The organism is Micromonospora sp. C28ISP2-4 (assembly GCF_030519385.1).
Lineage (GTDB): Bacteria > Actinomycetota > Actinomycetes > Mycobacteriales > Micromonosporaceae > Micromonospora > Micromonospora tulbaghiae.
Window position 1 is genome coordinate 41,814 of the sequence record NZ_JAUMKG010000010.1, and the last position, 19,973, is coordinate 61,786.

A 19,973-nucleotide genomic window follows, 5' to 3' on the forward strand; every position below is an offset into this window, starting at 1 on the left:
CACTCGGCGGATGCGCGCAGACCGTACGTACGACCTCGTCCTGTTCGGCGCCACCGGCTTCACCGGCGCGCTGACCGCCGAGTACCTGGCCCGGCACGCGCCGGACCGGCTGCGCTGGGCGCTCGCCGGGCGCAACCCGGACAAGCTGGCCGCGGTGCGGAACCGACTGGCCGCGATCGACCCGGCCCTGGCCGACCTGCCGCTGCTCACCGCCGACGTGACCGACCCGGCGTCGCTGCGGGCGGTTGCGGAGTGCGCCCGGGTGGTCGCCACGACAGTCGGGCCGTACGTGCACCACGGCGAGCCGCTGGTGGCCGCCTGCGCCGCGGCCGGCACCGACTATCTCGACATCACCGGCGAGCCGGAGTTCGTCGACCGGATGTACGTGCAGCACCACGCAGAGGCGGTGCGCACCGGGGCACGCCTGGTGCACGCCTGCGGCTTCGACTCGATCCCGCACGACCTGGGCGTCTGGTACACGGTCAAGCAACTGCCGGCCGACGGGCCGATCACCGTCGACGGCTACGTCCGGGCCGGTGGCCGGTTCTCCGCCGGGACGTACCACTCGGCGCTCACCGCGTTCTCCCGTACCGGTGAGATGAGCCGCGCGGCGCGGGCCCGCCGGGCGATGGAGCCCGGCCCGGACGGACGCCGGGTCCGCGCGGTGCCGGGCAAGGTCGGCCGGGTACGCGAGTTCGGCCAGTGGGCGGTGCCGCTGCCCACCATCGACCCGCAGGTGGTCCGCCGGTCCGCGGCGGCCCGGCCGGAGTACGGCCCGGACTTCCGCTACCGGCACTTCGCGGCGATGAAGCGGCTGCCCACCGTGCTGGTCGCCGGCGTCGGGCTGGCCGCTGTGGTGGGGCTGGTGAAGGTGGCGCCGACGCGGCGCTGGCTGCTCGGCCGGCTCGCCTCCGGGCAGGGTCCGACCGCCGAGCAGCGGGCCAAGTCGTGGTTCCGGGTGCGGTTCGTGGGCACCGGCGGCGGCCGGCGGGTGGTGACCGAGGTGGCCGGCGGCGACCCGGGTTACGACGAGACGGCCAAGATGCTCGCCGAGTCGACGCTCTGCCTGGCCTTCGACGACCTCCCGCAGACCGCCGGGCAGGTCACGCCGGTCACGGCGATGGGCGACGCGCTGCTGGACCGGCTGGTACGCGCCGGCATCACGTTCCGCACGCTGTCGGCGTGAGGTTGACCCTCGACCCGCTTGAGGTCACAGGATGACGGCCGTGGAGAGCGAGCTTCGCAGCATCGGCGAACTGGCCCGGGCCAGCGGGTTGACGGTCAGCGCCCTGCGGTTCTACGACCGTTCCGGTGTACTGGCCCCGGCCCGGGTGGACCCGGTGACCGGCTACCGCTGGTACACCGAGGAGCAGGTGGACCCGGCCCGGCTGGTGGCCGGGCTGCGCCGGGTGGGGATGCCGCTGGCCGGCATCGCCGAGGCGCTGCGGCACCGGCACCGGCCGGCCGAGGTGCACCGGCTGCTGGACGCGCACCTGCGCCGCCTGGAGGACGGCCTGGCCGACGCGCGTCGCGAACTCTCCCGGATCCGCAGCCTGATCGACCCGGAGGAGACCATCGTGACCACCCGCCTCGTGCTGTCCCGCACCGACCTCGCCGCCGCCGTGGACGCCGTACGCTTCGCCGTCGGCGCCGACCCCGACCTGCCGGTCCTGTCCGGCGTGCTGGTGGAGGTCGAGCCGGACGGGGTCCGGCTGGTCGCCACCGACCGGCACCGGCTCGCCGTGGCCCGGGTCGCCGGCGCCGTCGACGGTCCGGCGGTGCGCGCGCTGCTGCCGGTGGCATCGGTGGACGAACTCCGCGCGCTGCTGGACCTCGACGGAACCGATGTCGCCGAGGCCGTCGTGTCCACCGACCGCGTGACGGTCACGGTGGCGGGCCGGCCCGTGACCGCCGACCCGCTGCCGTACGACTTCCCGGACTACCGGCGGCTGTTGCGGGCGCAGCTCGGCGACGTGCCCACGTACCGGATCCCGTTCGACGGCGCGGCGCTGCGCGCGGCCCTGACGGCCGACGGCGTCCCGGTCTGCCACCGCGCGCACGAGGGCGTCGAGCACGAGGTGGTGGCGCTCGGCCTGGACGGCCGGGGCGAGCTGCGCCTGGTCGACCCGAACGCTGTGGGCGGTGCAGGCGGCCCAGGCAGCGTGGACGGTGCGGCGGGCGCGGGCGGCGCGGGCGGCGCGGGCGGCGCGGGTGCGCTTCGGGTGGCGGTGAACCGGGAGTACCTGCTGGACGCGCTGGGATCCGGCGACGGCCAGCTCGTGCTGGAGCTGGACGGCCCGATCGCCCCGCTGGCCGTGCGGCGGGCCGACGACGCGCACGCCTTCTCGGTCCTGATGCCGGTACGCCTCTGACGGCATCGGACCCGCGCTCGCCGTCCCGGCACCGCACCGCACCGCACCGGGGCAGGGATCAGTGACCGTGCGTGACGGCTTTGCCGTCCTCCACCCTTCACCCCTTGCGCACTTTGCTCTGCAGCCATCCACGCGACGCTGACGCTCCGTCGAACGCTGCGTCGGTGGCTGCAGAGCAAAGTCGCCAGAGGGGCATGTCGGCCGGAGAGCGGATCCGCGAGATTGACCAGGTCAGCGGGATGAAGGGCTGCAACCGGGCGGCGCGGGCATCGGAGCGCCATCACGGAATGTGAGCACGTCCCGCCGACGGCTCCGTCACCACGCACCGTCACCGGAAAGGGCCTCACGGCGGCGGGCTGCGCGGGCCGGGCCGGGGCGGCGGGGGCGCGACGGTAGCATCTGGAGGTCCCACCTGACTGCCTGGACGGAGGCGTACGAGCAGCATGCTCGACATGGAGTTGATCCGGAAGGATCGCGAGGCGGTGGCGACCGCGCTGGCGAAGCGTCTGGATCCCGCCGAGGTCACCCGGGCGCTGGACGACATCCAGCGGCTCGACCAGGAGCGGCGCGCCCTGATCACGGAGATCGACGCCGAGCGGCAGCGCCGCAAGGCCGAGGCGCGCGCGTACGCGGAGGCGAAACGGTCCGGCGGCACGCCGCAGCCGGTCGCCCCGGAGGCCGAGCGCAAGCAGCTCGCGGAGCTGGAGTCCCAGCTCGACGAGGTGCAGTCCCGGCTCCGCTCGGCGATGAGCGAGCTGCCGAACCTGCCCGCCGACGACGTGGTCGCCGGGGGCAAGGAGGCCAACCGGGTGGTGCGCACGTTCGGCGAGGCACCGGCCATCGAGAAGGTACGCGACCACGTGGAGCTGAGCCGCGCGCTCGGCCTGGTCGACCACGAGCGGGGCGTCAAGCTCGGCGGCTCGGGCTTCTGGATGTACACCGGCCTCGGCGCCCGGCTGGAGTGGGCGCTGGTGAACTGGCTGATCGAGCAGAACATCCAGGCCGGCTACGAGTTCCTGCTCCCGCCGCACCTGCTGCTGGAGAGCGCCGGTTTCGCCGCCGGGCAGTTCCCGAAGTTCCACGACGACGTCTACCACATCGACAAGCAGTCGTCCTCGCGCGGCCAGTTCCTGCTGCCCACGGCGGAGACGGCGATCCTCGGCGCGTACCAGGACGAGATCCTGGAGACGCCGAAGCTACCGTTGAAGGCGTTCGCGTACACGCCGTGCTACCGGCGCGAGGCGGCCGGTTCGCACTCCGACGAGCGCGGCACCGTGCGCGGCCACCAGTTCAACAAGGTGGAGATCTTCCAGTTCACGCTGCCGGAGCAGGCGGGCGAGGCGCTGGAGGCGATGGTCGGGCACGTCGAGGGCCTGGTCGGCAAGCTGGGTCTGCACTTCCAGACCAGCCTGCTCGCCGCCGGTGACGCGAGCGCCTCGATGAAGAAGACGCTCGACGTCGAGGTGTGGATGCCGAGCACCGGCAAGTACAAGGAGGTGTCGTCGGTCTCCTGGGCCGGCGACTACCAGGCCCGCCGGGCGGCGATCCGCTACCGCGAGCCGGGCGCGAAGCAGACCCGTTTCGTGCACACGCTCAACGGCTCGGCGCTGGCCACCAGCCGCCTGTTCCCGGCCATCCTGGAGCAGCACCAGCAGCCCGACGGCTCGGTGGTGGTCCCGGAGGTCCTCCGCGACAAGCTCGGCACCGACCGCCTCACCCCGCGCTGACCCGCTCCCCCGCCTCCGCTCCCGCCGCTCCCGCCCCTCCCGCCTCTCCCCCGCGATCTTGCACTTCCGGCCCGCGAGAAGTCCGCTTCACCCCTTCCGCCCGGGCACCAACTGCAAGATCGCGGGAGCGGGAGCGGGAGCGAGAGCGGGGACGGGTGCGGGTTAGGGCGGCGAGGAGGAGCGCGGCCAGGAGGGCCGCTAGGACGGCTGGGCCTGCGGTGTCGAGGGTGCTCGCCACGGTCTGCTGTGCGCGGGCGGCGGCGCGGATGACCGGGTCGGTGAAGGCGTCGTAGCGGCCCTGGGCGAGGCGCACCTCGTACCAGCCGTACCAGGCGACGTAGCCGCCCGCGACCAACAGCACCAGGCCGCTCAGCCGTGGCACCCACGCGCCCGCGCCGCGTAACCGGGCCACGACCCGCCCGCGCAGCAGCGCCACGGCGAGCGCGGCCACCCCGACCACGAGCGCCATCCCCAGCGCGTACGCGCCGAACAGCGCCAGCCCGCGCAGCGGCGAACCGGCTCGCAGGCTGGTCACCACGATCGCCAGGAACGGCGCGATCGCGCAGGTCAGCGACGTGAGCGCGTACGCCGCGCCGAACAGCGCCATGGACGGCCAGGTGCGGGTGAGCCGGGGCGCCACGCGTAACGGGCGCGGCGTGGGCAGCTGCCGGCCGGCGAGCAGCCAGCATCCGGCCAGCGCCAGCAGCACGCCGAGCGTCACGGTCAGCCACGGCAGCCGGGGCCGCACCCAGTCCGCCGCCGGTGCCAGTGCCAGCCCGAACGTGCCGAACACCAGCACGTACCCGAGGGTGAGCCCGGCCGTCGCGGTGAGCGCGCGTCCGACCGCGCCGCGCCCGCCGTCGGGGCCGGCGACGAGCAGCGAGAGGTACGCGGGCAGCATCGCGAAGCCGCACGGGTTGACCGCCCCGAGCATGCCGGCGGTCAGGGCGAGCAGCAGCGCGCCGGTCATCCCCGGGCCAGCGTCTCGACCTGCCGGGTCAGTGCCTCGCCGTCGAGGAATCCCTGGTGGACGACCCGGCCGGTGCGGTCCAGGACGACGAACGTGCTCTGCTCGGTCACCTTGAACCGGCGCCACAGCGTGCCCGCCCGGTCGTCGATCTGCGTCGTGCCGCCCAGGTCGAACTCGGTGACGAACGACTTCATCGCCTTCCGCTCACCGAGCCCGGCGACGCCGACGATCGGGACCGTGTCGCGGTAGGCCGGGGCGATCTCGGCCACCGTCCACGCCTGGCTGGCGCAGGTGGCGCACCAGGGCGCCCAGAACCACAGCACGACCGGCCGCCCGGCCAGGGCTGCGGCGTCGAACGCCGTACCGTCGAGGGTCTTGCCGGTGAACGACAGCGCGGCCGGCACCGCGGCGGGTGACGCGGACGCCGGCCCGGACGGCGACGCGGTGGCCGGAGACGCGGGAGGGGCCGACGACGCCGGGGCGACCGCTCCGGCCCGGGCACCGTCCTCGGGGCCGGCGGCGCAGGCGGTCGCGGCGACCAGCGTGGCGGCCAGCACTGCGGCGGCGGTCACGCGAACGGCTGTACGCATCGGCGGCTCCTGGTTCTACTCGGCCCGGACCAGGCGGAGCGCGAGTTCGGGGCAGACCTTTACCGCCTTGAGCGCGCCCTCGCGCAACCACGTCGGCACCGGCGTGGGCGGGAACGCCGGGTATCCGTTGCCGTCGAGCCGGATGAAGTCGGGCACCACGTGCGCGCACAGCCCGTGCCCGTCGCAGCGCGACCAGTCCAGGGTGAGCTTCTGCGGGTTGGCGTCCGGCGCGCCGGGCAGGCCCATCGTGCCCTTCACCCGTTTGCCGCAGCCCTCGCCGGTGGCGTGCAGCCGCAGGTCGTCGGCGAACACCTCCATCGCGGACAGTGCGAACCGGGCGGTGCCGTCCGGGTGGCTGCACGCGCCGCGTCCCTTGACGTCGCCGGCCGCGGCCCGGACCAGCTCGACCGGGGCGCTGCCGGAGACCGCGAGGTCGACCGAGCGGGCCAGGTCGGGCAGGCCCATCTTGCACGGGCCGCACTGCCCGGCGGACTCACCCGCCAGGTACCGCACCACCTGGGCGGCCTCGCCGAGCGGGCAGGTGTCGGCGCCGAGCGGCACGATGATGCCGGCGCCGAGAGTGCCGCCCACCGCGGTGAGCCCCTTGCGGGACACCTCGGCCCGCTCGGCGGCCGTCGCGGTGATCCACTTGCCGTGGTAGCCGCCCATCAGGATGCCCGGGCCGGGCGGCACCTCGCACAGGTCGAGGATCTCCCGCAGCGGGGTGCCGGCGGCGCACTCCACCACTGCGGGGCGCTTCGCCGACCCGGTGACGGTGAGCAGCACGGTGCCCGGCTCGTCGTCGGTGCCGAGCGCCGCGTACTCGTACGGGCCGATCCGGGCGGCGACGGCGAGCTGGGCGTACGTCTCGGCGTTCGACAGCAGCGTGGGCAGCCCGCCGACGCCGGAGTCACTGGACCGCTTCTTCGTGCCGGGCGGGATGTGCGGTAGGCCGTTGATGCCGTTGACGAGCGCGCCGCCCTCACCGGAGATGAAGCGGTGCGGGACCGTGACGATCGTGGTGGGCACCGGCATCCGCCGTTCCTGCAACGCCTCGGTCAGCGAGGGCCGGCCCACGTCGTCGTCCGCCACCCCGATCACGATCTCCTCGGCGTCGAGCGCGAACGCGGCGAGCGCGGCGCCGTCGAGGACGAGGTGCGGGGCGCGGGTGAGCAGCACCTTGTCCTTCCAGCTCGCCGGCTCCCCCTCGGTGGCGTTCACCACCACCACGGCGCCGAGGTCCTGCCGCTCGCAGGACTCCAGCACCGCGCGCAGCTTGCGGGCGAACGGGAAGCCCGCGCCGCCCTTGCCCTTGAGGTCGATCGCCTCGGCGAGCCGCAGCAGCGCCGCCGGTTCCATCGGGCCGATCGGGCCGTGCACCTCCTCGTGGGCGAGCAGGTCGAGCCGGCCGAACTCGGCGAACCCGGCGGTCAGGCGGGGCTCGCCGACGCAGGCGACAGGCGGCACCGTCGTGCGCTTCACCGGGCCTCACCTCGCAGCCCGGCCCAGTACGCGCCGTCGACCGCGTCCGCGTCGGCCCGCTTGCGGCGGCTGGACCGGCTCTCCTTGCCCGCGCGCATCGCCCGGCGGGAGGCGAGGTCGACGAGCGTCGGCGTGTCGTCGACGAACGCCTCGTCGGCGGCGTAGCGGGCCGGCGGGCGCCAGTAGTCCGGCTCCTCCGGCACCTCCTCCTCGTCACGGTAGCGGCGGCCGGATCCGCTGAACGGTTCCGCCGTGACCGGGGTGCCGGAGATCGGGCCGGCCGAGATCGGCTCGCCGGAGATCGGGCGGGACTCCCAGCGACGCGGGCTGTCCCACGGCTCCTCCGGCTCGTCGGTGGCGCGCGGCGGCGCGGAGTAGCGGGCCACCTCGGCCGCCGTGGCGTACCGGCCGCTGTCCGGGGGTGCGGAGTGGCGTCCACCGGTGTCCGGCGGCGCCGAGTGCCGGCCGCCGCTCTCCGGCGGTGCGGAGTACCGGGCGACCAGGTCCTCGTCGCCCCGGGAGCGACGGGCCACCCGCTCCTCGTTGGCGCGGCGACGGCGGCGGGACCGCTCGCTCTCGGTCCGGCGTGCCGGCGCCGCCTCCTCGTCGCGGGCACGGACGACGGGGTCGCGCTCCTCGTCGCGGCGGCGGGCGGGCGCCTCCTGCGTGCGGGCGCGCCGGGTGGGCGCGTCCGGCTCGGCGTCGCGCCGCCGAGCGGCGGCGGCGCGGACCGGCTCGCGCAGCGATCCGGGTTCCGGCACCACGGGTACGGCGAACCGCTCCGGATCGCGCCGCCGGGCGGTGCCGGCCGGTGCGGTCCAGGTGGCGGTCGCCTCGGCCCAGCGGCCCCGGCCGGCGCCGCTGTCCTCCTTGTCGGCGGCCTTCTTGCGGCTGAGCGCGGCGAACACGCCGGTACGCTCCTCGGCCTTGCCGGCCATCGCCTTGTTGAGCGCGACGGCCTGGTGCTGCTCGCGGCTGCGCTTGCCGAGGTGGACGGAGACGCGCACCAGCAGCGCCATCACCACGAGCAGCACGCAGGCGAGGTAGCTCAGCACCACCCACGCGGCGGCCGGGCGGCCGGCGTTGAGGCCGTGCACCAGCGCGAACGGCCAGGACACGTACGCCATGGAGTGCAGCGCACGCCAGAACCACTTCGGGCCGACCCCGGCGAACCGGACCCGGATGATGCCGGTCCAGAGCACGCCCACCATCAGCAGCGCGGCGACGGTGCCCAGTCCGACGTAGAGGCCGCTGCCGCTGATGAACGGCACCACCGCGTCGGTCGGGCCGGCCCGGCCGATCGCCACCTTGGTGATGACGTGGAAGAGCAGCCCGGCGACGCCGAGCACGCCGGTGGCCCGGTGCGCCGACTGGAGCAGCACGCGGTGCCGGATGAGCAGCACCAGGCGGTCGGTGGCGAGCAGGCCCAGCATCACCGTGATGCTGAGCGACACCAGGGCGACCACCCCGGCGAAGAACTCGGTGAAGAAGAATCCGTACGAGTACATGACGCCGCCGGCGCCGGCCAGCTCCACACCCGCCCACGCGAGGCCGAGCGCGGAGGCGGTCAGCGCCACCATCGCGGACTTCGACATCGTCCGAGCACCACGGCTGGTGGTGGTGGTCCGGACGGTCGTCGCCTTCTCGTTCTGCTGTGCCCGGGCCATCTGCTCCTCGATCGTCTCGCGGCGGCGCCCCCACCGGCCGACCCTGCTCCCCACTCAGGTACGGAGGGACGGCGCGGACGGATCACCTCCGGTGGCGAATTTCTCGGCCGGATTCTCGAACCGTCCAGCCCGGACGCGCGTGTAGCGCCTGACGCAACGACGGATGCCCATGCGTTGACAGACTTTGCAACAGGCTCGTAACCTTGCCGCAAAATTTCAGGCTGGTTTGCAAGAAGCCAGCACTGGAACAGGCTCCACTCCCCCGCATCCCCCGCACCCCGCAGGAGTCCTGATGCATCGACGCCGATGCCGCGCCGCCGCGCTCGCCCTGAGTCTGGCCGCGAGCCTGCTCGTCCCCGTCACCGCGGCGGCACCCCCGGCCGCCGCGGCCACCCCGGGCGCCAAGAAGGTGATCGTCCAGCTCTTCGAGTGGAACTGGACGTCGGTGGCCGCCGAGTGCACCAGCACGCTGGGCCCGAAGGGCTACGGCTACGTGCAGGTGTCCCCGCCGCAGGAGCACGTCAACAGCAGCCCGTGGTGGGTGTCGTACCAGCCGGTCAGCTACCGGATCGAGTCCCGCAAGGGCACCCGCGCGCAGTTCCAGTCCATGGTGAACACCTGCCACGCCGCGGGCGTGAAGGTGATCGTCGACGCCGTGGTCAACCACATGTCCGGCCAGGAGAACGGCGGCACCGGCTGGGCCGGCTCGTCGTACGGGCACTACAACTACCCGGGCGTCTACTCGGCGCAGGACTTCCACTACTGCGGCCGCAACGGCAACAACGACATCGCCAACTACAACGACCGGTACGAGGTGCAGAACTGCGAGCTGGTCAACCTGGCCGACCTCAAGACCGAGTCGGAGTACGTGCGCGGCCGGCTGGCCGCGTACCTCAACGACCTGCTCTCGCTCGGCGTCGACGGTTTCCGCCTGGACGGCAGCAAGCACATGCCGGCCGCCGACATCGCGGCGATCAAGGCCAAGCTGTCCCGCAGCGCGTACCTGGTGCAGGAGGTCATCTACGGCGCCGGTGAGCCGATCCAGCCGACCGAGTACACCGGCAACGGCGACGTGCACGAGTTCCGGTACGGCAAGGACCTGGCCCGGATGTTCAACAACGAGCGGCTGGCGTACCTGAGCAACTTCGGTGAGTCCTGGGGCTACCTGTCGAGCGCGAAGGCGGTGGTCTTCACCGACAACCACGACACCCAGCGCGAGGGTGGCGTGCTCACCTACCGCAACCGCGGCACGTACGCGCTCGCCAACGCGTTCATGCTCGCCTGGCCGTACGGCACCCCGGCGGTGATGTCGAGCTTCACGTACAGCAGCCGGGACCAGGGCCCGCCCGCCGACGGCAGCAACCGGATCACCAACGTCACCTGCTACTCGGGCTGGGAGTGCGAGCACCGCTGGCCGGTCGTCGCGAACATGGTCGGCTTCCGCAACGCCACCGAGGGCGCCGGTGTCTCCAACTGGTACGACAACGGCTACCAGCACATCGCGTTCAGCCGTACCGGCAAGGGCTACCTGACGATCAACGACGAGGACAGCGCGGTGAACGGCCGCTCGTACTACACCGGGCTGCCGGCGGGCCGCTACTGCGACGTCATCCACGGCACGTTCGGCAACGGCACGTGCAGCGGGCCGGTGATCACCGTGGACTCGTCCGGCTGGTTCGCCGCGAACGTCCCCGCCCACGACGCGATCGCGATCCACATCGGCGCGAAGCTGAGCTGAGCCACCCGGGCCGCGAAGCCCCCGTACCCGTAGTACCGGGTCCGGGGGCTTCCGGTCGGTTACAGTCGGTTTCGTGCTGTTCGACCGGTTCGCCGCGCGCCGGCCTCCTGGCTGGCTGATCGCCGCGCTCGCCGTACCGCTGCTGCTCGTCACCGCGCTGCTGGTCGGCCGCGCGCTCACCGCCACGCCCGCGCGCCCGGCGGCGCCACCCGCCGCCGCGCCCCCGGCCACCGCTGCGCCGAGCCCGTCGCCGCAGGAGTCGGTGCCGCCCGCCGCGCCGCCGCCGGACGACCTGCCGGTGGTCACCTACGACCCGGCGCCGCGCGGCTTCCCGCCCGACCCGGACCCGGCCGACACCCGCCCGCTGAGCGAAGGGCTGCGCCCGAATCGGAACGTGGCCGTCTACGACGCGCCCGGTGGCCGTCCGCTGGCGTTCCTCGCGCCGACCATCAGCGGCGTACGGCTGACAGTGCCGATCGTCGAACGCCGCTCCGGCTGGACCGCAGTGCTGCTCCCGTCGGCCAACCGCACCATCGCCTGGCTGCCGTCGGGCGGCTGGACCACAGTGGTGCTGCGCGACCAGATCGTGGTGGAACGGCGCACCCACCGCCTCACCTGGAGCCGGGACGGGCGCGCGATGCGTACCTGGCCGGTCAGCCTCGGCATGTCCGGGCAGCTCACCCCGCTCGGCCGCACGTTCGTGCTGGGCCGCACGCCGCCCCCGCAGGCCGTCTACGGCGGTGTCGACATCTTCGCCCTCGGCGCGATCCCGGACGACCCGGACGCGGTGCCGACCGGGCTGCGGGGCGCCCACATCGGACTGCACAGCTGGTACAACGACGACACGCTCGGCGAGAACGTCACAAACGGCTGCATCCGGCTGACCCGCAGCGCCCAGCGCCTGCTCCTGACCGAGGTGGAACCGGGCACCGCCTTCGTGGTGGTCGACCGCCTGCCCTGACGGGTCTCAGCCCAGCAGCCGGCCGTCGGCCTGGATCGGCTCAGGCCGTCGAGCCGCCGTCGACCGCGATCGACGCGCCGGTGATGTGCCGTCCGCCGGCGCCCACCAGGTGGCTGACAGTCGCCGCCACGTCTTCCGGTTCCGCGTACCGGCCGAGGGCGATGTGCGACCGCTGCCCGTCCGCGCCCGCGCTGTCCGCCGGGTTCATGTCGGTGTCGGTCGAGCCGGGCAGGATCAGGTTGACGGTGATCCCGCGCGGACCGAGTTCGCGGGCGAGCGCCCGGGTCAGCCCGTTCACGGCGCTCTTGGTCATCGCGTACGCGCTCACCCCGGGAGCCGGGACACGGCTGGCGAAGCTGCTGCCGATGTTGACGATCCGCCCACCCGCACCCATGTGGCGCACCGCCGCCTGGGTGACGAGGTAGACCCCGCGCACGTTCACCGCGATCGCCCGGTCCAGGGCGTCGAGGCTGACCGACTCGATCGGTCCACCCGCGAACACCCCGGCGTTGTTGACCAGGATGTCCAACCGCCCGAACTCGGCGACGGTCCGCTCCACGGCGCCGACCACGGCCGTCGCGTCGGTACTGTCCGCTCTGATCGCCAGGCCGGTCCGGCCGTACGCCTCGATCTCGGCCACCACGGACTTCGCGCTTTCCTCCGCGGTGCGGTAGGTGAACGCGACGTGGATGCCGTCCTCGGCCAGCCTGCGCACGACGGCGGCGCCGATACCCCGGCTCCCGCCCGTCACCAGGGCAACCCTGTCGGCACGTCTGACCGTCATGCCGTCATCCTGACAGTCGACTCAGGACGCTGATCATCCGGGTCACCCGTCCGTTTCCTGTCCGTTCGATCGGACAGGATTGCCGGCACCCAGTCCGGGTACGCGCGGGCCGTCCAGCGGCGGAACGGGGAGACTAGACATGAGCGCACCGACGGGACGAGTCGACACGATCGTGCTCATCCACGGGCTCTGGATGACCTCGCGGAGCTGGGAGCACTGGGCCGAAAGGTACGCCGCGCGCCGCTTCCGGGTGCTCACGCCCGCCTGGCCCGGCATGGACCGCGAGGTGGAGGAGCTGCGGGCCGACCCGTCCCCGATCGCCGCGCAGCGCATCGCCGACATCGCCGCCCACTACGAGGCGATCATCCGGGGCCTGCCGCGCCCGCCCATCATCATGGGCCACTCGTTCGGCGGCCTGATCGCCCAGTTGCTGGCGGACCGCCGCCTCGGTGCCGCAGTGGTCGCCGTGCACCCCGCGCCGGTACGGGGCGTGCTCAAGCTGCCGCCCGCCACGCTGCGCTCCGGGTACTCCATCCTGCACAACCCGGCGAACCGGCACCGCGCCGTGCCGTTCACCCCGGAGGACTTCCGGTACGCCTTCGGCAACACCATCAGCCAGGAGCAGTCCGACGCCGCCTGGGAGCGGTACGCCGTACCGGGCGCCGGGCACGTGCTGTTCGAGGCGGCGTTCGCCAACCTGGATCCGGCCTCCGCCACCGAGATCGACAAGAAGCGCAGCGACCGCGCCCCGCTGCTGATCACCGCGGGCGGCGAGGACCACGTGGTGCCGGCGACCCTCGCGAGCAGCATCGCGAACCTCTACCGGAGTTCGACGGCGCTCACCGGCTACCGGGAGTTCCCCGGCCGGTCGCACTTCGTCGGCGGCGAACCGGGCTGGGAGGAGGAGGCGGACTTCGCGCTGGAGTGGGCGGTCGAGGCGGCGAACGAGTTCTCCCCGACAGTGGTCGCCGAGGCGCCTCGACGGCGCTGACCCACGGATATATCAAGATCAGCAAAAATTGCGCCCGCTCGGCCAAGGACGCGCAGCGCGCCCGATGGCTGCTCCGCGGTTTCGACTGGCTCGCCATGCCCGACGACATCTGGGATCGTGCGATCGACGTCCAGGTGCAGGCGCTGCACAAGGGCAACCACGGGGCGCTCTCGATGGCCGATCTGCTGATCGCCGCGACGGCCGAACGGCATGGCGTGACCGTTCTGCACTACGACGGTGACTTCGACCTGATCACCGCGATCACCGGCCAGCCGACGACGTGGGTCGTCCCGGCCGGAAAGGCCGACTGACCGGCTTCGGCCCCGATGCCGGGTGGGCCACCGGGAGCAGCGCCGAGGTGTCCAGGACGAGCGCGTTCACGCGCCGGCCGCCCCGTCGCCCCCGAACCGGCGCAGCCACGCCATGTTGCGGTCGTGCTGCTCGTCGGTGATCGGCGGCTGTTGTGCCAGCCTCCGGCGGGCCCGCTCGACGTCTTCGCCGGTCACCGCACAACCGACGTTCTCGACCGCGGCTCGCGCATGTTCCGCTTCCGGTTGCGGGCGTCCGACCCCGCTCCGGCGCATGCTCATCGCGGCCGGAACCGCCGGGAGCACTCACCGTCGTGTCCGGGCCGGAGCAGACACCGCTGCCCGCCGGGCAGCAACCGGTCGCAGAACACCCAGTGGCGGACGTTCTGGTCGTCCTCCGCCGACACGGTGGTGCCGCCCGGCTCGGTCTGCGGCAGGACGTGGGTCCAGTGCGCCACCACCCGGGCCAGCCGCTGAGCGGAGAGCAGGTCGTTGACGACGACCGGCAGGTGGATCACCCAGCGCTCGGTCACCTGTCGCACCCCCGTTCGTTTCGGGCCCGGGCCTGCTCCGACTGCCAGCGACGCAGCGCGTTCTTGATCCGGTCGGTCTCCCGGCGGCTCCGGGCCAGCGCGTCGTACACCGCTGCCAGGTCGCCGGCGACGCGGTCGAGGAACTCCCGCACCTCCTGCGGGTCGAGCCCGCGCCGGCCCAGCGGGGTCGTCCGGAAGCTCCGCTCACGGACCTGCCAAGGGCGCAGGGGCTGGTAGGCCGACGAGCGGTAGCAGGTCGATCCGAGGACCGACCGCCGGCGACGCCGGACACGCCGGAGGAAGACGCGCATGAGACCTGCCCCTCACCGTCGAGATCGAACCGTGGAAGGGGGTGGGTCCGTCGGCCCGCCCCGCACCGGCGGACCCACCCCGGCACCTGCCACCGCAGCCTTCGACCAGCAGTACGTCAGCAGGGCACAACACGTGACCCAGATCGACAAGCTGTAACCCAGCCGATCCGGCCACTCACTCATCGTGCAGCGAACCGGCCCCCTTATGCAACTCCCGATTCGGGAGAGTGTCGTTGCGAAGCTCGTCCGGATCCGCCACACTGACCGGCATGACTGGAAGCCCGACCGTCCGACGTCGACGCCTGGCCGCCGCCCTCCGTCGCCTCCGGGAGCAGACCGGCATGACCGCCGACCAGGCCGCCAAGGAGGTGGGCATCTCGAAGTCGGCGATCAGCCGGATCGAGAACGCCCAGGTGTCCGTCATGCCGCCGGTCGCGCGTGGACTTCTCGAGCTGTACGGCGTGGAGGGCGACGAGGTGGACGCACTCGTCCAGGTCGCCCGCGATGCCCGCAAGCGCGGCTGGTGGCAGGCGTACGACGACGTGCTGCCGGACTGGTTCGAGGTCTACGTCGGGCTGGAGGCCGAGGCGTCCGAGATCCGCGCGTTCCAGCCACAGCTGATTCCGGGTCTACTCCAGACCGCCGACTACGCCCGCGCGGTCATCCGCGCCGAGCACCCGGACGCCCCGAGCGACGAGGTGGACCGGCGGGTGGAGTTGCGCATGCGCCGTCAGGACACCGAGACTCCGCCGAAGCTCTGGGTGGTGCTGGACGAGGCAGCACTACGGCGGCCGGTCGGCGGCGCGGAACTGTTCGCGGCACAGTTGCGACGACTGGCCGAGGAGGCGGAACGGCCCGGCCGCACCATCCAGATCCTGACCTTCGGCGCGGGCGAGTACGGGTCGATGGGCAGCGCCTTCAGCGTGCTGACCTTCCCCGAGCCGGCCGATCCGGGGGTCGTCTACGTCGAGACCCGCGCGGGTAGCCTCTATCTCGAAGGCCAACAGGTCAGGGAGTACAGCCGCGTCTTCGAGCACCTGGTCGCCACGGCGGCCGGCGCCCGGGAGTCGCGCGACCTCATCCTGGGGGCGATCGACGAGCTGTGAGAGGACGGCGCGGGTGGAAGAGGCCAACCAGGCGACGGTGACCTGGCGCAAGAGCACCCGCAGCAACGGCTCCGGCGACTGCGTCGAAGTCGCCGACGGCCTGCCCGGCGTGGTCGGGCTCCGCGACAGCAAGGACCCCACCGGCCCGGCCCTCACCTTCGACCGGGCAGCCTGGTCGACCTTCGTCGCGAGCGTCAAACAGCGGTCGTTCCGCCGCTGACGCCCTGATGGCTCCCCCTGGTGCCCTGTGAGATGCCACCCGGCCCTGGTGTGCGGGTGGATCCGCCGGGTATGACGGGAACATGAGGGCGAGTTTCCGGCTGGGCCGGATCGCCGGCGTACCGGTCGGCGTCAACTGGAGTGTCCTGGTCATCTTCGTGCTGATCGCGTGGGCGCTGTCGGCGAGCCTGTTCCCCGCCTCGTACCCCGGTCACTCGCCCATCGCCTACTTCGCGGCCGGCCTGGCCGCCGCCGTGGTCTTCTTCCTCGGCCTGCTCGCCCACGAGGTCGCACACGCGGTGGTCGCCAAGCGCAACGGCATCGAGGTCGAGGGCATCACGCTGTGGCTGTTCGGCGGCGTCGCCGAGCTGAAGGGCGAGGCGAAGGACCCGGGCGCCGAGCTGCGGATCGCCGGGGTCGGGCCGCTGGTCAGCCTGATCCTCGGCCTGTTCTTCGCGGCGATCGCGGTGGCGGTCGCCGCCGCGGGCGGCCACGGGCTGCTGCTCGGCGCGCTGGCCTGGCTCGCGGGCATCAACGTGCTGCTGGCGATCTTCAACGTGCTGCCCGCCGCCCCGCTGGACGGCGGGCGGCTGCTGCGCGCGGCGGTCTGGAAGTTCACCGGCGACCGGACCAAGGCGTCGGTGGTGGCGGCCCGCGCGGGCTGGGTGCTCGGCGTCGTGCTGATCGGGCTCGGGCTGTGGCGGTTCTTCACCGGCGCCGGGTTCGGCGGGCTCTGGCTGGCGCTGATCGGCTGGTTCCTGCTCGGTGCTGCCGGCCAGGAGGAACGCGCCGCCCGGATGGGCGACGCCCTGCGCGGCGTCCGGGTGGGCGACGTGATGACCCCGCAGCCGCAGACCGCGTCCGGCGACCTCACGGTCGCCGACTTCGTCGACCACTACCTTTTCGCGTACCGGCACTCCGCGCTGCCGCTCACAGTCGACGGCAGGCCGGTCGGTCTGGTCACGCTCGATCGGGTACGCGGCATCGCGGCGGACCGCCGCGCCTCGACCACGCTGGCCGAGGTGTCCTGCCGGGCCGACGAGCTGGTCCTCGCCCGCCCGGAGGAGCAGCTCACCGACCTGCTTCCCCGGCTCAACGAGTGCACCGACGGCCGGGCGCTGGTGGTGATCGACGACCAGTTGGTCGGCATCGTCTCGCCCAGCGACATCAGCCGCGCGGTCCAGCGCAGCAGCCTGCGCCAGCAGACGCCCGCCGGGCGGTAAATCAGTCCCGGGGAAAGTAGCGGTCCATCTCGACGGTGCGGAACTTCCCCTTCGGGTCGAACTCGCGCAGCAGTGCGGCGAAGTCGGCGTGCCGGGGGTACGCGGTGGCGGGATCGCGCTCGAACAGCTTCCCCCAGTGCGGGCGCGGCGCGAACGGGGCGAGCCGCTCCTCCACCTCGGCCAGCACCGGCGCGACAGCCACCGGGTCGCCGATCCAGGTGAAGTGCAGCGCCAGCGAGTCGCGCCGGTAGTTCGGGCTGAGCCACAGCTCGTCGGCGGCGATCGTCCGCAGCTCGCAGATCTGGAGCACGGCGGCGATCCGGTCGGCGACCGGGTCGAGCGCGGCGAGCGCCGCCGACGCGTCGCTGCGGGCCACGTGCCACTCGGACTGCAACTCGTCGCCGCTGCTCGGGGTGAAGCCGAGCCGGAAGTGCGGCAGCCGCTCGTGCCACGGCCCCGGCTCGCCGAGCTGCGCCGTGCAGTGCTCCGGCGACATGCCGGGCACTGGGTGCCGGGGCGAGTCGGCGGCAACCGTGTCCAGCCAGTCGGCGGGCGGCGGCGCCTGGTCGGCGTGCTGCTTGACCCACACCTGGTCGAAGCGCTCCGAGCGCCAGGAGGTGAAGACGCTGACGCTGTACGCGGCGTCGAGCGCCTCGTCCAGCGCCGCGCGGGGCAGGCCGAGGCGGACGTGTTGGCGCACCGCGTACGTGGGCACCACGTCGAGCGTGAGCCGGGTGACCACGCCCAGCGCGCCCAGGTTGACCACCAGCCCGGCGAACCGCGGATCGGTCCGGTCGACGGTGATCAGGTCGCCGTCGGCGGTGACCAGTTCCAGCGCGGCGACGGCGGCGGCGAGGTTGCGGTTCCGCGCGCCGGAGCCGTGGGTGGCGGTGGCGACCGAGCCGGCCACCGAGATGTGCGGCAGCGAGGCGAGGTTCGCCAGCGCGTACCCCTGGGCCTGGAGCGCGGTGGCCAGGTCGCCGTAGCGGAGGCCGGCCGCGACGGTGACGGTGCCGCGGTCCGGGTCGAGCGCGACGGCCGGTGGCAGGCCGTCGACCGCGATCTGGGTGCCGGTGGTGTCGCCGAGCCGGTTGAACGAGTGACCGGTGCCGACGGCCCGGACCAGGTCGGCCTCCGCGACCAGCCGGCGCAGCTCGTCGGTCGAGGTCGGCCGCGATCGGGTACGCGCCGACCAGGTGACGTTTCCGGCCCAGTTCGTGTCCGTCATGCGCAGCATCATGCGCCATCATGCGCCGGCAGGGTTGCCCCGGCCACTCGGCGGGAATCCTGGCGGGATGAGCAGCTACCGCGACCCGAGCCTCCGCGGCGACGTGTACCCGTCGGAGGAGGAGATCGACCCGACCGGCGTGGACCCCGACGCTGCGGAGATGCCGCCCGCCGCTGCGGAGATGCCGCCCGCCGCTGTGGGCGTGGCGCCCGCCGCTGTGCGGGAGGCGCCCGCCGCGACCGCGCCGGTGCCGGGGCCCACGCCGGAGCCCGAGCCGGACCCGGTGCCCCACCCGGGGCCGCCGCCGCGCCAGGCGTCCGGCCGGTCGATCGTGACCCGGCACCTGGACGGTTCCGTCGAGGTGGTGACCGACCTGGACGGCGACGGCGTGGCCGACGTGGTGCAGGTCGACCTGGACGGCGACGGCGTGCCCGACGTGACGTACCTGGACAGCGACCGCGACGGCCGCCTCGACACCGTCCGCCGCGCCACAGCGAGCTGATCCGTCCGCCGCTCACGCGTACCGCCGAGGATGGCCCGGCGAACGGGTACAGCTTCCGCGGGGCGCCCACACCGTTGATCATGCAGTTGCTGCCCCGACAAGAGCCGTAAATCCGGCACCGAAAGGGCCGCGACTGCAAGATCGCGGGGGTTGTGGGGTGGTGCGGGAGTGCGCCTCCCGTAACGCGAGATTGTCGTTCCGCAAGGCGGGACCGATGGAGATCTTGGTACGAAAGGGCCCCCATGGGGGCCGTTTGGTACCAAGATCTCGACGGGAGCCGGGAGGCGGGACGGGCGGCGGGCAGGGGCCGGGTCAGACCTGGGGCATCACCTCGGCGGCCACCAGCTCCAGGTGGTCCAGGTCGGCCAGGTCCAGCACCTGGAGGTAGGCCCGGGAGCTGCCGGCCTCGGCGTACCGGCCGAGCGTCTCGACCACCTCGGCGGGCGTACCGGCGGCGCCGTTGGCGCGCAGCTCGTCCGGGTCGCGGCCGATCGCCTCGGCGCGGCGCCTCACCTCGGCCTCGTTGCGGCCGCAGCAGAGCACGAGCGCGTTGGACCAGGTCATCGTGGACGGGTCGCGGTCGATCTCGGCGCAGGCGTCACGCACGCGCCGGAACTGCGCCACGGTGTCCTCGACCGAGGCGAACGGCAGGTTGAACTCGTCGGCGTAGCGGGCGGCCAGGCGGGGCGTGCGCTTCGGCCCCATGCCGCCGAGCAGGATCGGCGGGCGGGGGCGCTGCACCGGCTTGGGCAGCGCCGGTGAGTCGCTGACCGGGTAGTACGTGCCGGGGAAGTCGAACGTGGAGCCCTCCGGGGTGGACCAGAGCCCGGTGATGACGGCGAGCTGCTCCTCCAGCCGGTCGAACCGCTCCCCCAGCGCCGGGAACGGGATGCCGTACGCGGAGTGCTCCTCGGCGTACCAGCCGGTGCCGATGCCCAGCTCGACCCGGCCGCCGCTCATCTGGTCGACCTGCGCCACTGTGATCGCCAGCGGACCTGGTAGCCGGAACGTGGCGGCTGTCATGAGCGTGCCGAGCCGGATCCGGGTGGTGTCGCGGGCCAGCCCGGCGAGCGTGGTCCAGGCGTCGGTAGGGCCGGGGTCGCCGCTCACCGAACCCATCTTCAGGTAGTGGTCGGAGCGGAAGAACGCGGCGAAGCCGGTCTCCTCCGCGCGTCGGGCCACGGCGAGGAGCTGGTCGTATGTGGCGCCCTGCTGGGGCTCGGTGAAGATCCGCAGTTCCATCCCCCGAGCATATGGAGCC

21 protein-coding genes are annotated in these 19,973 nt (G+C 73.3%); 11 read left to right on the plus strand and 10 right to left on the minus strand.

What is annotated here, in order from left to right; translation table 11 throughout:
• Positions 1 to 10: 10 nt before the first annotated feature.
• From Q3W68_RS27600 to serS, 3 genes are all read left to right on the plus strand, one after another.
• Entirely contained in the window at positions 11 to 1,186 is a 1,176-nt protein-coding gene (locus Q3W68_RS27600; RefSeq protein ID WP_302908216.1) for a trans-acting enoyl reductase family protein, read from the plus strand.
• 31 nt (positions 1,187 to 1,217) lie between these two features.
• A complete protein-coding gene (locus tag Q3W68_RS27605) occupies positions 1,218 to 2,372 on the plus strand; it encodes a MerR family transcriptional regulator (protein WP_302908217.1) in 1,155 nt (384 codons plus the stop codon).
• Between the two features lie 443 nt (positions 2,373 to 2,815).
• A complete protein-coding gene (gene serS, locus Q3W68_RS27610; RefSeq protein WP_120568601.1) occupies positions 2,816 to 4,099 on the plus strand; it encodes a serine--tRNA ligase in 1,284 nt (427 codons plus the stop codon).
• On the opposite strand, the gene Q3W68_RS27615 is transcribed toward serS, so the two are convergent.
• The 4 genes from Q3W68_RS27615 to Q3W68_RS27630 are packed head-to-tail and all read right to left on the minus strand — an operon-like array spanning position 4,086 to position 8,862.
• Positions 4,086 to 5,069 (minus strand): cytochrome c biogenesis CcdA family protein, encoded by a 984-nt coding sequence (locus Q3W68_RS27615; RefSeq protein ID WP_302908218.1) that lies wholly within the window; start codon positions 5,067 to 5,069, stop codon positions 4,086 to 4,088. The genes serS and Q3W68_RS27615 overlap by 14 nt on opposite strands.
• Positions 5,066 to 5,659, minus strand: coding sequence for a redoxin family protein (locus Q3W68_RS27620; RefSeq protein ID WP_302908219.1), 594 nt, complete (start codon positions 5,657 to 5,659; stop codon positions 5,066 to 5,068). The genes Q3W68_RS27615 and Q3W68_RS27620 overlap by 4 nt, the downstream gene beginning before the upstream one ends.
• Positions 5,660 to 5,674: 15 nt before the next feature.
• Positions 5,675 to 7,141 carry an NADH-quinone oxidoreductase subunit NuoF family protein gene (locus tag Q3W68_RS27625; protein WP_302908220.1) on the minus strand — a complete coding sequence of 489 codons (1,467 nt, stop codon included), beginning with the start codon at positions 7,139 to 7,141 and terminating at the stop codon, positions 5,675 to 5,677.
• Positions 7,138 to 8,862 (minus strand): hypothetical protein, encoded by a 1,725-nt coding sequence (locus Q3W68_RS27630; protein ID WP_302908221.1) that lies wholly within the window; start codon positions 8,860 to 8,862, stop codon positions 7,138 to 7,140. The genes Q3W68_RS27625 and Q3W68_RS27630 overlap by 4 nt, the downstream gene beginning before the upstream one ends.
• A gap of 238 nt (positions 8,863 to 9,100) precedes the next feature.
• Here Q3W68_RS27630 and Q3W68_RS27635 point away from each other — a divergent pair, with 238 nt between their 5' ends.
• On the plus strand, positions 9,101 to 10,546 hold the full coding sequence (locus Q3W68_RS27635; RefSeq protein WP_302908222.1) for an alpha-amylase family protein: 1,446 nt from the start codon (positions 9,101 to 9,103) through the stop codon (positions 10,544 to 10,546).
• Positions 10,547 to 10,619: 73 nt separating this feature from the next.
• Positions 10,620 to 11,507: a L,D-transpeptidase gene (locus Q3W68_RS27640; protein ID WP_302908223.1), complete on the plus strand. Its 888-nt coding sequence runs from the start codon at positions 10,620 to 10,622 to the stop codon at positions 11,505 to 11,507.
• Between the two features lie 40 nt (positions 11,508 to 11,547).
• Here Q3W68_RS27640 and Q3W68_RS27645 read toward each other — a convergent pair whose 3' ends face one another.
• Positions 11,548 to 12,291: an SDR family NAD(P)-dependent oxidoreductase gene (locus Q3W68_RS27645; protein WP_302908224.1), complete on the minus strand. Its 744-nt coding sequence runs from the start codon at positions 12,289 to 12,291 to the stop codon at positions 11,548 to 11,550.
• A gap of 139 nt (positions 12,292 to 12,430) precedes the next feature.
• Here Q3W68_RS27645 and Q3W68_RS27650 point away from each other — a divergent pair, with 139 nt between their 5' ends.
• Positions 12,431 to 13,282, plus strand: coding sequence for an alpha/beta hydrolase (locus tag Q3W68_RS27650; protein WP_302908225.1), 852 nt, complete (start codon positions 12,431 to 12,433; stop codon positions 13,280 to 13,282).
• Positions 13,216 to 13,593, plus strand: a complete 378-nt coding sequence (locus tag Q3W68_RS27655; RefSeq protein ID WP_302908226.1) for a PIN domain nuclease — start codon at positions 13,216 to 13,218, stop codon at positions 13,591 to 13,593. The genes Q3W68_RS27650 and Q3W68_RS27655 overlap by 67 nt, the downstream gene beginning before the upstream one ends.
• A 66-nt stretch (positions 13,594 to 13,659) precedes the next feature.
• Here the strand turns inward: Q3W68_RS27655 and Q3W68_RS27660 are convergent, their stop codons facing one another.
• From Q3W68_RS27660 to Q3W68_RS27670, 3 genes are all read right to left on the minus strand, one after another.
• Positions 13,660 to 13,788, minus strand: coding sequence for a hypothetical protein (locus tag Q3W68_RS27660; RefSeq protein WP_302908227.1), 129 nt, complete (start codon positions 13,786 to 13,788; stop codon positions 13,660 to 13,662).
• Positions 13,789 to 13,868: 80 nt separating this feature from the next.
• The gene (locus Q3W68_RS27665; protein WP_013287870.1) at positions 13,869 to 14,123 is read right to left on the minus strand and encodes a hypothetical protein; all 255 of its coding nucleotides are present in this window, start codon (positions 14,121 to 14,123) and stop codon (positions 13,869 to 13,871) included.
• Complete coding sequence (locus Q3W68_RS27670) at positions 14,120 to 14,434, minus strand: DivIVA domain-containing protein (protein WP_302908228.1); 315 nt, start codon at positions 14,432 to 14,434, stop codon at positions 14,120 to 14,122. The genes Q3W68_RS27665 and Q3W68_RS27670 overlap by 4 nt, the downstream gene beginning before the upstream one ends.
• Positions 14,435 to 14,703: 269 nt before the next feature.
• Here Q3W68_RS27670 and Q3W68_RS27675 point away from each other — a divergent pair, with 269 nt between their 5' ends.
• The 3 genes from Q3W68_RS27675 to Q3W68_RS27685 all read left to right on the plus strand — a co-directional run bounded on the left by Q3W68_RS27675 (position 14,704) and on the right by Q3W68_RS27685 (position 16,982).
• On the plus strand, positions 14,704 to 15,540 hold the full coding sequence (locus Q3W68_RS27675) for a helix-turn-helix transcriptional regulator (protein WP_026268303.1): 837 nt from the start codon (positions 14,704 to 14,706) through the stop codon (positions 15,538 to 15,540).
• Positions 15,541 to 15,553: 13 nt separating this feature from the next.
• On the plus strand, positions 15,554 to 15,760 hold the full coding sequence (locus tag Q3W68_RS27680; protein WP_302908229.1) for a DUF397 domain-containing protein: 207 nt from the start codon (positions 15,554 to 15,556) through the stop codon (positions 15,758 to 15,760).
• Positions 15,761 to 15,842: 82 nt separating this feature from the next.
• Complete coding sequence (locus Q3W68_RS27685; protein ID WP_302908230.1) at positions 15,843 to 16,982, plus strand: site-2 protease family protein; 1,140 nt, start codon at positions 15,843 to 15,845, stop codon at positions 16,980 to 16,982.
• A 1-nt stretch (position 16,983) separates the two neighbouring features.
• Here the strand turns inward: Q3W68_RS27685 and Q3W68_RS27690 are convergent, their stop codons facing one another.
• Entirely contained in the window at positions 16,984 to 18,210 is a 1,227-nt protein-coding gene (locus Q3W68_RS27690) for an FAD-binding protein (RefSeq protein ID WP_302908231.1), read from the minus strand.
• 67 nt (positions 18,211 to 18,277) lie between these two features.
• On the opposite strand from Q3W68_RS27690, the gene Q3W68_RS27695 reads away from it, so the two are divergent.
• On the plus strand, positions 18,278 to 18,712 hold the full coding sequence (locus Q3W68_RS27695; protein WP_302908232.1) for a hypothetical protein: 435 nt from the start codon (positions 18,278 to 18,280) through the stop codon (positions 18,710 to 18,712).
• 312 nt (positions 18,713 to 19,024) lie between these two features.
• Here Q3W68_RS27695 and Q3W68_RS27700 read toward each other — a convergent pair whose 3' ends face one another.
• Positions 19,025 to 19,954, minus strand: a complete 930-nt coding sequence (locus Q3W68_RS27700; RefSeq protein WP_302908233.1) for an LLM class F420-dependent oxidoreductase — start codon at positions 19,952 to 19,954, stop codon at positions 19,025 to 19,027.
• Positions 19,955 to 19,973 lie beyond the last annotated feature (19 nt).